Annotated in this window: 4 protein-coding genes and 1 pseudogene; 4 read left to right on the top strand and 1 reads right to left on the bottom strand. The window is 57.7% G+C overall.

The features are described from left to right. Window positions 1-177 precede the first annotated feature (177 nt). Window positions 178-1,107 carry an aminoimidazole riboside kinase gene (locus H5P17_RS09280; protein WP_182822503.1) on the bottom strand — a complete coding sequence of 310 codons (930 nt, stop codon included), beginning with the start codon at window positions 1,105-1,107 and terminating at the stop codon, window positions 178-180. A 581-nt stretch (window positions 1,108-1,688) separates the two neighbouring features. Here H5P17_RS09280 and H5P17_RS09285 point away from each other — a divergent pair. The 4 genes and pseudogenes from H5P17_RS09285 to H5P17_RS26815 form a co-directional block, all read left to right on the top strand. Further along, a complete protein-coding gene (locus H5P17_RS09285; RefSeq protein WP_182822505.1) occupies window positions 1,689-3,404 on the top strand; it encodes a ShlB/FhaC/HecB family hemolysin secretion/activation protein in 1,716 nt (571 codons plus the stop codon). 10 nt (window positions 3,405-3,414) lie between these two features. Next, complete coding sequence (locus H5P17_RS09290) at window positions 3,415-3,945, top strand: toxin-activating lysine-acyltransferase (protein ID WP_182822507.1); 531 nt, start codon at window positions 3,415-3,417, stop codon at window positions 3,943-3,945. A 10-nt stretch (window positions 3,946-3,955) separates the two neighbouring features. Continuing rightward, entirely contained in the window at window positions 3,956-13,798 is a 9,843-nt protein-coding gene (locus H5P17_RS09295; RefSeq protein ID WP_255477878.1) for a hemagglutinin repeat-containing protein, read from the top strand. An 844-nt stretch (window positions 13,799-14,642) separates the two neighbouring features. Then, window positions 14,643-14,979 (top strand): annotated as a pseudogene (locus H5P17_RS26815) (filamentous hemagglutinin); the annotation flags it as partial. Window positions 14,980-15,179: the final 200 nt, after the last annotated feature.

Genomic DNA, 15,179 nt, shown 5'->3' on the forward strand with positions numbered 1-15,179 from the left:
CGGTTTTTCAGGATGAAAGATAGTGAGTTGAAGAGCGACTGGCAATCAAGTTTGCTAACCCGATTCAGCTATTGTGATCGAGTCCGCAAATTGTGCCTGAGCAACAAACAGTGAAGTCGGCCCCAATTTCGCCCGCTTAAGCTCGAGTTTTTCGGGGCCCGATGGGCTGAGAACGGCTCAGCGGCGGAGGAAAGCCCGCAGTTCGTCAGCGTGCGGCAGGGCGGTCATTGCACCCTTGGCGGTGGTCGCCAATGCGCCACAGGCCTGGGCCTGAGCGATCACCGCCGGCCATTGTTCCTCCTGCGGCAAGGCGCCGATCTGCGCCAGCGCCGCCAACAGGCCTGCGACAAAAGCGTCACCTGCGCCGGTGGTGTCGATCGGGGTGATCGCAGGGGCACGAAAATGCCGGATCTGCTTGCCGTCATGCACGCATACGCCGTCGCCGCCCAGCGTCACCAGCAACAAACGCAGCGGGTAGCGTTGCATCATCCAGTCAATGGCGCTCTCTAACTCACCGATATTGCTGATAAAACTCAGCTCCTCCCGCGATATTTTCACCACGTCCGCCAGCAGCAGGGCTTTTTGCAGGCAGGTGCGCAGCGCATCCGGTTGACGCCAGACTTCTTCACGAATGTTCGGGTCGAAGCTGACCCAACCGCCGGCCGCCTTGATGTTCTCCATGGCGGTGAACGTGGTGCTGCGGCTGGGCTCTTGCGACAGGGCGATAGAGCAGACGTGCAGCCACTCATCGGCTATGAAATCAGGCAGATCGCCAGGCTGCAGGAACAGATCGGCGCTGGGGTTGACCATAAAGGTGAAGGAGCGTTCGCCCGACAAATCCAGATCCACCACCACGGTGGAGGTGTGGTGATCGGCGTCCAGCAACATATGGCGAATGTCCACCTGCTCTTCGCTGAGCACCTGCTGCAGAAAGAGACCGAAACTGTCCTGGCCGACCCGGCCGATAAAGGCGCTGTCGCCGCCCAAGCGGGCAATGCCGACCGCCACATTGGCGGGCGCACCACCGGGACACTTTAGGTAACTTTTTGAATTTTCTGGAACCAGGTCGACGACTGCGTCACCCAGAACCCATACGCGATTAACCATGTTCTACCCCTGTTTTCACCCATGTCAGATGGCGAGCTAAAATAGAAGAACCGGTTTAGCATTGCAATGAAAGAATCTGTCGCGCAACGCGAAAGGGCAGCAGGCTGCGAGGTGGCTATGACCTGATGGCGGAATAAGTTATATCGATTGTGAATAAGTAACGCATTGACAAATATAATTAAAAATCAGCATGGCAATTAATCGCGAATTTGATTTCTGGCGAGAACTAATAAAGCGCTCAACCGTATTGGAAATAGGAAGTTTCCTAAAGACTATGGCCTGTTTGGCATTAATCACTCGGTGATGAATAATTGCATTGTTTAGATGCAATTATTCATGAATATGAATGGCAATCAAAATAAAATAATAAATATAATGATTAAAAACAATTTGTTGAGTGTTGTTTTTGACTTGATGTTACAGCGGTGGCATTAGCGTCGCAGATCATTCTTATTAAGCATTTTGTTACCCAGCGCCCATTACCGACCAAAATTAAGTTGATCGTGAGCTATTCGTGCGCATAATGTTTGCGTTTGTTTACAATTCTTATCTTTTATTTGTCTTTCGACAGGGAAAAAGTAATGCGCCACTCCGCCTACTCTTCGCTCAGCCTTGCTGTGCGCAAGGGCTGTATTCCATTTGGCTCCGTTGTCTTGCCGCTATTTATATTCAGCCAACCGCTGCTGGCGGCAACATCAAACAGCGAACAGCTGATCATACAGCAGCAGCGGCAAAAGGCGCTGGAGCAACAGCTGACCCCCCCGACGCCTGATGTGCGCCTGTCGCCACCTTCGTCCAGCTTTGGTCGCATTGCTTTCCCAGCAGAAAAACCTTGTTTCCCTATCGATCAGGTCGTGTTGAGCGGCCAGGACAAGCTCCCCCATTGGCTGCCGTTGCAGCGCATCGCCAACCAGGCGCAGGGCCGTTGCCTGGGCGGGCAGGGCATTAACCTGCTGATGAGCACCCTGCAAAACCGGCTGGTGGATCACGGCTATATCACCACCCGCGTATTGGCGCCGACGCAGGATCTGAAAAGCGGCCAACTGCGATTGGTGGTGGTGCCAGGCTACGTGCGTCAGGTGAAACTGACGACGGACAGCGGCCATTACATTCAGCCTTACAGCAGCTTCCCGGCCCATGCGGGCAACCTGCTGGATCTGCGTGATATTGAACAGGGGCTGGAAAACCTGCAGCGCTTGCCGACGGTGCAGGCCAATATGGAAATCATCCCCGGCGAACAGCCCGGCGAAAGCGACATTGCCCTGAGCTGGAAGCAGGAACGCATGTGGCGTATTGGCGCCTCGCTGGATGATTCCGGCACCAAGAGTACCGGGCGTTATCAGGGCGGCTTGACGCTGTCGCTGGATAACCCGTTTTCGCTCAGCGATCTGTTTTATATCTCCGGCTCTAGCGATCTGCAAAACCAGGGCGGCAAGGGATCGAAGAACATCACCGGGCACTATTCGGTGCCGTTCGGTTACTGGATGGCCGGGGTCACCGCCAACAGCTATGACTACCACCAGACCATTGCCGGCCAGAATCAGGATTACCGCTACAGCGGCAAGAGCAAGAACCTGGATTTCCAACTCAGCCGCGTACTGCACCGTAACGGCAGCCAGAAAACCACGCTGACCTATGACGTGCTGGCGCGCGAGTCCAGCAACTACATCAACGATACCGAAGTGGAAGTGCAGCGCCGACGCACCTCGGGCTGGCGCCTGGGGCTGCAGCACCGCCATTACATTCAACAAGCCACGCTGGACGCGGGTGTCAGCTATCAGCGCGGTACCCGTTGGTTCGGCGCATTGCCTGCGCCGGAAGAGACCTTTGGCGAGGCGACGGCGCTCAGCAAAATTGTGCAGCTTAACGCCCAGCTCGACGTGCCATTCAGCCTGTTCAGCCAGAACTTCCGCTACAACGTGCAATACCAGCGTCAGATCAGCGATACGCCGCTGACGCCGCAGGATCAGTTCGCTATCGGCAACCGTTGGACGGTGCGCGGCTTTGACGGCGAGCGCACCCTGAACGCCAATCACGGCTGGTTCGTCCGTAACGATCTGGCCTGGCGCACGCCGTTGCAGGGGCAAGAGTTGTATCTCGGTGCCGACTACGGCGAAGTGGGCGGCTACGGTTCCGACTATCTGGTTGGGCAGCACCTGGCCGGTGGCGTAGTGGGCCTGCGCGGCTACGCCTTCAAGGTCGGTTACGATCTGTTCGCCGGCGTGCCTTTCTCCAAACCCGAGGGGTTCAGCACCAGCCCAGTCACCCTGGGCTTTAACCTGAGCTGGAACTACTGAGGGCACGACCATGCGCATAGGCCAATACGATATCAGGGCGCCGATGATCCTCGGCGGTGAAGACAGCGAGGCAGAAGCCTTTGGCGCGGCGGTATGGCTGTGGATGCATTCGCCGATGCACCGCGATGCCCCGTTGCACACCCTGCCGACGCTGCTGCTGCCGATCATCAAGCGACAGCAATATGTGCTGGCGTCGCATCGGAATCAGCCGGTGTTTTTCCTCAGTTGGGCCTGGATGAATCAAGATGCCGAGGCGCGTTATCTGACGCAGCCTGCGGTGAATATGCTGGAAAGTGACTGGAACAGCGGCGATCGCCTGTGGTTCTGCGACTGGATAGCGCCCTTCGGGCATACGCGAGAAATGCGCAATCTGGTCGCGCGGGAAATCTTCCCGCACCTGTGTATGCGGGCGCTGTATCACCGCGGAGAGCAGCGTGGAAAGCGCGTGGTGAACTTTAAAGGCGCGCAGGTTAGCCATCAGCAGGCGCAGCAATGGTGGGCGAGCCACCCGTTAGCCGTCGAGCCGTCAGAAATCCAATAAGGACATTGCCATGAACAAGAACCTGTATCGTATCGTTTTCAACAAAGCGCGTGGCATGCTGATGGTGGTGGCGGATATCGCCCGCTCCGGTCGTGCCGGGTCTGCCCGCTCGTCCGGTCTGGGGCATACCCTGAGCCAGTGCATCGGCAAGATGAACGCCGTCAGCTTTAGCCTGCTGATGGCGCTGGGGGCTATCCAACCGGTGCAGGCGGCGATTATTGCCGACGGCAATGCGCCGGGCGGCCAGCAGCCGACCATCGTCAACAGCGCCAACGGTACGCCACAGGTCAATATCCAGACGCCAAGCGCCGGTGGGGTTTCTCGCAATACCTACAGCCAGTTTGACGTCGACAAGCAGGGCGCGATCCTCAACAACTCCCACAAAATGACCCAAACCCAACAGGGCGGCTGGGTCGACGGTAACCCGTGGCTGGCGAAAGGCGAAGCCAAGGTGATCCTCAACGAGGTCAACTCCCGCGATCCCAGCCGTTTGAACGGTTATATCGAGGTTGCCGGGCAGCGTGCTCAGGTGGTGATCGCCAACCCGTCCGGCATTACCTGTAACGGTTGCGGCTTTATCAACGCCAACCGCGCCACCCTGACCACCGGGCAGGCGCAGATCAACAACGGTAACCTGACCGGCTTTAACGTCGAGCGGGGCGAAGTGGTGGTTGAAGGCGCCGGCATGGACAGTTCGCGCCAGGATTACACCGAAATCATTGCACGTTCGACGAAGATCAATGCTGGACTGTGGGCGAACGATCTCAAAGTCACCACCGGGCGCAACAAGGTGGATGCCGCGCATCAACAAATCGACAAACAAAGCGACGATCCCTCAACCCGCCCGCAGCTGGCGGTAGACGTGGCGAGGTTGGGCGGCATGTACGCCGGTAAGATCCGCATGATCGGCACCGAAACCGGCGTCGGTGTGCGTAATGCCGGTAACATCGGTGCACAGGCCGGTAGCGTGGTGGTCACCGCCGATGGCCGCATTGAAAACAGCGGTAAAATCAGCAGCGGCGGCGATATGCAGCTGGCCTCGAAGGGCGGCGTCAGTAACAGCGGCTCACTGTTCGCGGCAGGCCATGCCGACGTCAGCAGCGATGGCGAAGTGCAAAACAGCGGCTCTATTGCGGCCCGCAATAATGTGCGTGTCCAGGCAGCCAGCCTGAACAGCAGCAAAGGCAGTACGCTGGCGGCCGGTGTGCAACAGGATGGTCGGCTTGGCGGCAGCGGCGAACTGGCGCTAACCACCAGCGGCAAACTGACTGCACAAGGCCAAAATCTGGCGGCAGGCAACCTGCGTGCCAATGGGCAGGGCGTGGACATCAGCGGCAGCCGTACCGCGGCTAACCAGGTCACGCTGGAAGCCGGGGCCGGCGATTTGTCCACGGCCAATGCGCAGGTCGAAGCCGCGCAACAGCTCACCGCCAGCAGCGGCAAGCGGTTCAATAATGACGGTGGCAAGCTGGCGGCGAATAAGCTGGCGCTCAACGCGCGTGACTTATCCAACCGCAAGGGGGAGATCACCCAGCTTGGCGAAGACAACCTCCGGTTGAACCCGCAGGGCAAACTGGATAACGCCGGCGGCCGTATTGCCAGCAACGGCAATGACTTGACGTTGGAAGCCGGTTCGATCGACAACCAGGACGGGCAAATCGTCCATGCGGGTAAAGGCGCGCTGGCGGTGAATACCGGTCGCTTGCAGGGCGATGGCGGCAAGCTGTTGTCCAACGGTCAGCTCAGCATGCAGGGCGGCGACTATGTGTTGGACGGCGGCACCACTTCGGCGCAGCAGATCGCGTTGGATGCCGGCAGCCTGTCTAACCGCAACGGTCAACTGGTGCAGAGCGGCAAGGGTGAGATGCGCCTCAATACCCGCGAGGGGATTGATAACCAGGGCGGCCAACTGGCGGCCAATGGCAACGTCGCGCTTAACGCCGCGCGGTTGAACAACCAGAGCGGCAAAGTGATTGCTGCGCAGGACGGCAGCCTGAAGGCGCAGGTCAGTGGCACTATCGATAACCGCCAGGGCCAACTGGCGGCCAGTGGCCATACTCAACTGCGGACGGACACGCTGGATAACCGCAAAGGGCTGGTTTCCGCCGCGACGGGCGACGCTGAGATCACGGCACGACAGGCGCTGGATAACCGCGGCGGCCGTATCGAGGCCAGACAGGCTCTGCAACTGACCGGGGCCGGGTTGGAGAATCAGGCCGGGCAGGTGGTGGGCGGCGCGCTTTCGCTGGCGCTGGGCAAAGGGGCGCTGAATAACCAACAGGGCGTCATTGCCGCCAGCGGCGATCTGGGCCTGAACAGCGGGGCGCTGAACAATGACGCCGGCCTGCTGCAATCCGCCGGCAACATGAATATCGACACCCAGGGCGCGGCGTTGAGCAACCGCCTGAGCGGTGAAACCGGCGGCATCCTCAGCCAGGGGACGTTGACTGTCCACAGCGGTGCGCTGGACAACAGCCAGGGCATGCTGGTGGGCGCCGGAACGACCGATCTGTTCACCGGCGAGCTTGATAACAGCCAGGGCACTCTGGTCGGCAAGCAGAAGCTGAATATCGACAGCCTGGCACTGACCAACGACGGTGGACTATTGCAGGCGGGCGGCGATGCGCACATCGATACCCACGGACAGGCCCTGAGCAACCGTGATAGCGGTAAGAATGGCGGTATCAGCAGCCTGGGCAAACTGACGATCGCCAGCGGTGCCGTGGATAACCAGGCCGGTTTTATCGCCAGTTCGGGTGACCTGCAACTGCATGGCGAGCAACTGGATAACCGCCGCGGCACGCTGGCTTCAGAGAAGCAGCTGTCGGCCACCGCCAGGGCGATCAATAACCAGGGCGGGGCGATCAAGTCCGGTCAGGATATGACGCTGGATGCCAAAGAATTGCTGGATAACAGCAATCTTGGGGTGATTGGCGCAGGTAAAAAACTGCGGTTGGACAGCGATCATCTGGTGAACAATCAGGGCACGGTGGTCAGCGCCGATGCGGCGAAGATTAACTTCGGCCTGCTGGAGAACCAGGGCGGCCAATTGGCGGCACAGACGGCGCTGGAGCTGCACGGCAATAGCCTCAATAACAACGATGGCGGCCTGATCCAGAGTGGTGAGGGGTTAGATCTGACCGTTGATCGGCTGACCAACGCCAACAGCGGCGACAAGGGCGGTATCACCAGCCAGGGGGCGATGAACCTCACGACCGGCGTGTTCGATAACGGCCAGGGCGTGGTGATTGCCGGCAAGGGCTTGCAGCTCGATGCCGAAGCGCTGCTGAACGGTGGCGGCAAACTGGTGGCACAGCAGGCATTGGTGTTGAATACCACCGGCGCGGGCGGCCTGAATAACCAGGGTGGATTGGTGCAGTCGGGCGCGGATATGCATGTCGATACCCACGGCCAGCGGCTGGATAACCAGAACGGTACCCTGCACAGCCTGGGTAAACTGCAGCTCGGCAGTGGCGACGTCAATAATCAGGGCGGTACGCTGGGGGCCAAAGGCGACTTTGCCCTGGCGGCGCTGAAATTGGACAACGGTAACGGTGGGCGGATTATTGGCGAACAGGCGCTCCAGCTCGCCAGCGCCGGTCTGGATAACCGTAACGGACAAATTCAGGCTGTCGGCAACCTGTTGCTGGACAGCGCGCAGGGGGTTATCGACAACGCCCTGGGGCTGATCCGCAGCGGCGCCACCGTGACGCTCAATGCCCTGCAGTTCATCAACGACGACACCAAGGCGGAAAATAAAGGGCTGGAAGGCCAAGCCGTGGCGCTGAACACCGGCTCGCTGAGCAACCGTGGCGGCAGCATTCTGGCTAACCAACAGCTGACTATCACCAACGGCGGTCAGTTGGATAACAGCGCTGGCCAACTGGCCGCCAGCGAAAATCTGCAGTTGCAGGGCGCGGCGCTTAACCTGCTGAACACCGGCGGTATCGTTAAAGCGGGCAAGCTGCTGGACATCAACGCCGCAGCGGTCGGCGGCGACGGGCAATTGCTGTCGCTGGGCGATATGAACCTGGTCAGCGCGCAGGGCATCAATAACAGCGGTGAGATGATTGCCAACGGCAATTTCAACTTCACCACGCCGGGCGATGTGACCAACAGCGGCAAACTGCTGGCGGGCGCCAAGCTCGATCTGCGCGCCAATAATCTGTTCAATGCCGCCAGCGGCGAGATTAACGCCGGGCAGGATTGGCTGACGGTCAACGGCACCTTGACCAACTATGGTCTGATTGACGGCAAACATACGTTGATCCAGGCCAACACGCTGACCAACATCGGCACCGGCCGTATTTATGGCGATGCTATTGGCGTGCAAACCGTCACCTTTAACAACCTGGCGGAGAACGGCACCGCTGCCACGCTGGCCGGGCGCGAACGGGTGGATATCGGCACCCAAACGCTGAATAACTACGATCATGGGTTGATTTACAGCGGTGGGGACATGGTGATTGGCGGCCAGCTTGACGCCAACCACCTGACCACCGGCCAGGCCGGCATCCTCAATAATCACAGTTCGACCCTTGAATCTGCGGGCAACATGGCTATTTCGGCCGGACAGATCAACAACGTCAATGACCGCTTTACTACCGAACTGGTTACCGTTTCCAACGGAAAAATCACCGAGTATCAGCAATCGGGCGATCCGGTACGCTGGATGGCCGGAGAACCGGGCGTCTTCGTTGACCGCAATTCATCAGACTCGCTGTTGAACCTGAATACCCCCGGGAAAACGGGGCATAACAACGACAGATTTACGCAATACGACTACAACCGTACGGTGCAGGAAACCCAGGTCAAGGAAAGCGATCCGGCCAAAATCATCGCGGGTGGTGATATGGCGATCAACGCCGGGCATCTGCTGAACGACAAGAGCCAGGTGATCGCGGGCGGCACGCTGGCGATTAATGCCGGCAGCGTGGATAACGTGGCGGTACCGGGCCAGCGCCTGACCACCGACGTCGGCGAAGTGACCAGTTACTACCGCATCAAGAAGAAGGGTAAAGATAAGCAGGGGCACAATGCCACGGCCTATACGCCGCCGACCACCATTCAGACCATTTCGCTGAAGCCGAGCCAGCTGATTGACCACGGGCAGGTGGCAGGTAACCCAATCGCCATTGCCCCACTGACGCAGCAGGGCACCAATGCCACTATCGGCGCTGCCGGTGGGGTCAATGCGGTGGTCAGCGGCAGTGATATTTCCGCCGGCCTGCAGACCATTGGCAGCGGCGCGCTGCCGGTGATCCAGGCCGTAGCGTTGCAGCCGGGCCAGCAGTTCGAAGTCGCCAACAAGGTCAATAACCAGCAGGGCGACGCGGTGGACAGCGTGGTGCGCATTGTCGGGCCAGACACCCGTTTGCCGGACAACAGCCTGTTCAAGACCAATCCGGCACCGGGCGGCCAGTATCTGGTAGAGACCGATCCGCGCTTCACCAACCAGAAAGCCTGGTTGGGCTCGGACTACATGATCGCCAAGGCAACCAATAACCCGGACAACGTATTGAAGCGCCTGGGCGACGGTTACTACGAGCAGCGGCTGATCCGCGAACAGGTGATCAACCTGACCGGCCAGCGCTATCTGGACGGTTACAACAACGACGAAGAGCAGTTTAAGGCGCTGATGGATCAGGGGTTGGCCTTCAGCCAGCAGTATAACCTGAAGGTGGGCGTGGCGCTGACGGCCGAGCAGATGGGGTTGTTGACCCAAGATATCGTTTGGCTGGTGAACGCCAAAGTCACCTTGCCGGACGGCAGCCAGCAAAACGTCCTGGTGCCGCAAGTGTATGCCCGTATGCAACCGGGCGATCTGGACGGCTCCGGTACGCTGATTGCCGGGCGTAACGTCAATCTCAATCTGGGCGAAGGCCTGTTCAACAGCGGCCATATCGCCGGGCGTGAAGTGGTGAAACTGAGTGCCGCCAACATCACCAACGTGGCGGGCCACATTCAGGGGGCCGACGTTGGCCTGACTGCCCGCACCGACATTAACAATATCGGCGGAGTGATCCAGGGCAACAACTCGCTGCTGGCCAGCGCCGGGCGTGATATCAACGCCATCAGCACCACCCGGACGGCACAGAGCGTTAACGGTGCCAACAGCTTCGAGCGCACCAACATCGACAGCGTGGCGGGCATGTACGTGCAGGGAGCTGACGGCAAGCTGATGCTGCAGGCCGGTCGCGACATCAAATTGGATGCGGCGCAGGTAGTTAACAGCGGCGAGAATGGCCAAACCCTGCTGAGTGCCGGGCGCGATCTCACCCTGAATACGGTGACCACGGCCAGCCGCGACAACCTGATCTGGAATGGCGACAACAGCCTGAAACAGGGCAACAGCCAGCAGGTCGGCAGCGAAGTGGTGGGCAAAGGGGCCGTGACCCTCAATGCCGGGAACGATATCACTGCCCATGCTGCAACGGTTTCGGCCGGCGATGCGCTGAACCTCAATGCCGGCCATGACATCAATATTCTCAGCGGCGAGAACACCCTCGATCTGGACGAGCGACACAAGGTGACTGGCGGTAACGGCCTGATGTCGAAAACCACTACCACCACCCGCGACACCCTGGATCGCCAGACTGTACAGGGCACTACCCTGAGCGGCGACAGCATTAATGTGTTGGCGGGCAACGATTTACGGGTTCAGGGCAGCAGCGTGGCCGGGACTCAGGACGTGAAACTGCTGGCAGGGAACGATCTTAGCATCACCGGCGCGACCGAAAGCAACAGCGAACTGCACCTCAAGCAGGAGAAAAAATCCGGCCTGATGAGCAGCGGTGGCATCGGCATCAGCTACGGCACCGAAAGCCTGAAAACCACGGATACCGCGCAGGGGCTGACCAATCAGGGCAGCACCGTCGGCAGCGTAAACGGCAACGTCACCCTGGGGGCCGGTAATAACCTGGCGGTGACCGGGTCCGAGCTGGTGGCCGGCAAGGACATGGCGCTGAGCGGCAAGAATGTGTCGGTGACGCAGGCGCAGGATCAGAACAGCCAGACTCACAAGGTCGAACAGAAGAAATCCGGCCTGACGCTGGCACTGTCCGGCACGGTCGGCAGTGCGCTGAACACTGCGGTAGAAACCTCGCAGCAGGCGAAATCCACCGACGACAGTCGCCTGGCGGCATTGCAGGGAACCAAGGCGGCGCTGAGCGGCGTACAGGCGGTGCAGGCGGCGCGTTTGGCGCAGGCGCAGGGCGCCGATCCAGCCAATAACAACATGGTGGGGATCAGCATTTCCTACGGTACCCAGTCTTCCACTTCTACTCAAAACAGCGGGCAGAGCACCGCGCAGGGCAGCAGCCTGACGGCGGGCAACAACCTGAGCATTACCGCCAGCGGCAACGGCGTGAAGGGCCAGGACGGCGACATCCTGGTGCAGGGCAGCCAGTTGCAGGCGGGCAAGGACGTCACCCTGAATGCCAATCGCGACGTGAACCTGCTTTCCGCCGAGAACACCCAGTATCTGGACGGTAAAAACGAGAGCCAGGGCGGTACGCTGGGCGTGGGTATCGGTGTCGGTTCCGGCGGTATTGGGCTGAGCGTTTCCGCCAGCGTCAACAAGGGCAAGGGTAACGAGAAGGGCAACGGCACCAGCCACACCGAAACCACGGTTAACGCCGGTAATCAGGTCAAGATTACCAGCGGGCGCGATACCAACCTGATCGGTGCACAGGTCACCGGCGAATCGGTCAAGGCCGACGTGGGCCGCAATCTGCTGCTGGAAAGCCAGCAGGACAGCGATCGTTACGATTCCAAACAGCAAAACGCCAGCGCTGGCGGCAGCTTCACCTTCGGCTCGATGACCGGTTCGGGCAGCATCAGCCTGAGCAAAGACAAGATGCACAGCAACTACGACAGCGTTCAGGAGCAGACGGGCATCTTCGCCGGTAAGGGCGGCTTTGACCTGACGGTGGGCGAACATACCCAGCTTAACGGTGCGGTGATCGGCAGCACCGCCACCGCCGACAAAAACAAGCTCGATACCGGCACGCTGGGCTTTAAGGACATCCACAATCAGGCTGATTTCGAAGTGGAGCACCAGAGCGTAGGCATCAGCTCCGGCGGCAGCATCGGCAGCCAGTTCGCCGGCAACATGGCCAACGGCCTGCTGGTGGGCGCCAACAACAGCGGACACGACAGCTCAACCACCCATGCGGCGGTGAGCGACGGCACCATCATCATCCGCGATCGGGACAAACAAACGCAGGACGTCAACGATCTGAGCCGCGACGTGGAGCACGCCAACCAGACGTTAAGCCCGATCTTCGACAAAGAGAAAGAGCAGAAACGGCTACAGCAGGCGCAGCTGATCGGCGAGATCGGCAATCAGGCGATGGACATTGCGCGGACCGAGGGGGCGATCGCCGCAACCAAAGCCGCCAACGAGAAAATGAATAACGTTACCGATGCCGATCGCAAGGCCGCGGCAGATAAGCTGGCGAAAGAAAAACCCGGCAAGATCATCACCGATAAGGATATCAACGAGCAGATTTACCAGACGGCGTATAACCAGGCGTTCAGCGAGTCGGGTTATGGCACGGGCGGTAAGGTTCAACGTGCGATGCAGGCGGCCACGGCAGCCGTTCAAGGATTGTCTGGTGGTGATTTGACGGGCGCACTGGCTAATGGGGCCGCACCTTATATTACTAAAGTCATAGCCGACAGTATCGAAGATCCAGCCGGGCGAGTCCTGGCGCACGCAGCGGTTAATGGTGCGTTGGCAGCAGCGCAGGGCAACAATGCCTTGGTTGGCGCGGGTGGCGCTGCGACGGGGGAACTTATCGGCATGATAGCGAGCGATGCCTACGGCAAGCCGGTAAGTGAACTGAGTGAAACAGAGAAGCAGACGGTTTCAGCATTGGCTACACTGGCTGCGGGCCTGGCTGGTGGCTTGATTGGTGATAGCAGTGCTGATGCCATCGCGGGTGCGCAGACCGGTAAGACGGTGGTTGAGAATAACTGGCTGAGTGAGACGGAATCCCGTCAGCTCGATAAAGAGCTATCAGCGTGCAAAGCTGCTGGGAGAGATTGCAAACCGGTGCTTGAAAAGTACATAGAAATCAGTAATAAAAATAGTAAAGAACTGGCTGACGCCTGTACGGGGGGCGGTATTGCTTGTGTCACTTGGGAAGAGGTTATTCAGGCGAATACCAATGTCGCCCGAGATGCTGATCCGGCACAGTTCCGTTTGAGTGAGAAATTGAAGGATCCAGATGCCGCAGCACTGGTAAATTATCTCAATGGTTCGGATCTTAAGTTCCTGAAAGATAATATTACCACCGGAGATCGTGTACTGGCGGTTGCCATCGATCCTACCTCTTGGCCAGCACTTGTGATGGGAGGAAAAGCCATAATCACGAATGGCGTAACTAAGGGGAAAGAGCAGTTGATAGCGGTAGGAGTTGCTAGTGCCGCAAATGCTGCAATTCAGTACGGTACAACGGGTGAAGTAAAACTCTCAGATGTTATAGGTTCCGGTGTAATCAGCGCTATCACTGCTGGTAAAGGTTATAATCCGACAGTGACGTGGAATGCTGCGGGTGGTTATTACCAAGCTGAGATGAAAGGTGACGATCCGTTTATGGGGGCGTTGCTAAGTAAAGCAGGTGCTTCCTCTGGCTATATGATGGGAAATGTTATTAAAATTCCTTTCGATAAAGTATTTAATCCGGTTTCAAAACAGTACGAATGGGTACAAACAGGAGTCTGGACAATTTCTAAGCCGGTTTCTCAGAGTTCCGTACCTTCAGTCGCTGCCAACGTTGTGGACTCTGCAGTATCGGGAGCGACTAACATAACAACGGACAAGATTGTGAAGGAGAAAAGCAAATGATAAAAATTCCAATATGGAAACTTGTACTGCTACTTGTTTATTCATGTTCAGTAATATCTATATTGATGTTCGTACTAAGCTTAGCTGTTCAGTGGTTAGGTGGGGATAATGATTTTTTTGGACCTTCGCAGTTACATGTTGCGTTCAAAATGGGGGGGGTGGGGGCTATTTTGGGCGTTGTTTTGTGGCTGGCATATTATATTCCATATAGAAGAAATTTCAGATAGAGTAAATATAATTACTTCATAACTAACTGGCGTTGAGAATAATGCGATGAGTGATATTGTACAGGCTCAGTCTGAAGGCGAGACGCTGGAGCAGAAAGCTGGTGAAACAGTATGAATGGGTGCCAACAGGAGTATGGACTATTATCAAGCCAGTTCCACAGAATCCATTACCATCAATAATCGGTAATGTTGGCGATACAGCCGTGTCAGGTATGGTTCAGGATAAACTACAAAAAATACGGGGAAAAGTAATGAGAAATAGTACGAGTCATTACTTAATCTTTTGTACTTATGTTGTTCAATGAGTTTAGTCATATTCATTTTGACAATGTTTGGACGTTTATTAGGAGCTTGGTTAGCTTGGGATGTTAATAGTACTTTTCCATTCTCAGAGGAAGATTTATTTGTCTCAAACTAACCTGGATGGGACCACCTGCTGGTTTTGTTTTTTGGTATTTTTACTATAGATGAGTTGTTTGAACTCTTAGAAGCAAGAATCCCGACCATCGAGCCGGGATTCTTGCTTCTAAGCCCTAAATATTCCAACTTCCCGCCGCCACCACCGAATAACTCCCGGTGCGGCGGTGAGCTCCAAACCAATATCCAGATAATGGATGCAGGTAGAGCACCAGAGCGTGGGTATCAGCTCCGGCGGCAGCATTGGTAGCCAGTTCGCCGGTAACATGGCCAACGGCCTGCTGGTGGGGGCCAGCAACAGCGGACATGACAGCTCAACCACCCAATCGGCGGTGAGCGACGGCACCATCATCATTCGCGATCAGGACAAACAGACGCAGAACGTCAGTGACCTGAGCCGCGACGTAGAACACGCCAACCAAACCCTGAGCCCGATCTTCGATAAAGAGAAAGAGCAGAAACGCCTGCAGCAGGCGCAGTTGATCGGCGAGATCGGCAATCAGGCGATGGACATCGCCCGGACTGAGGGAGCGATCACGGCCACCAAGGCTGCCAAAGAGAAGATGAATAACGTCACCGATACCGATCGCAAGGCGGCGGCAGACAAGCTGGCGAAAGATAAGCCTGGTGAGGTGATCACCGCTGAGGATATCAACGCACAGATTTATCAGACGGCCTATAGCAAGGTGTTTAGCGAGTCGGGTTATGGCACGGGCGGTAAGGTTCAACAGGGTATG

It is taken from the genome of Serratia sp. OS31 (assembly GCF_014164835.1).
In the GTDB taxonomy this organism is placed as follows: Bacteria; Pseudomonadota; Gammaproteobacteria; order Enterobacterales; family Enterobacteriaceae; genus Serratia; species Serratia liquefaciens_A.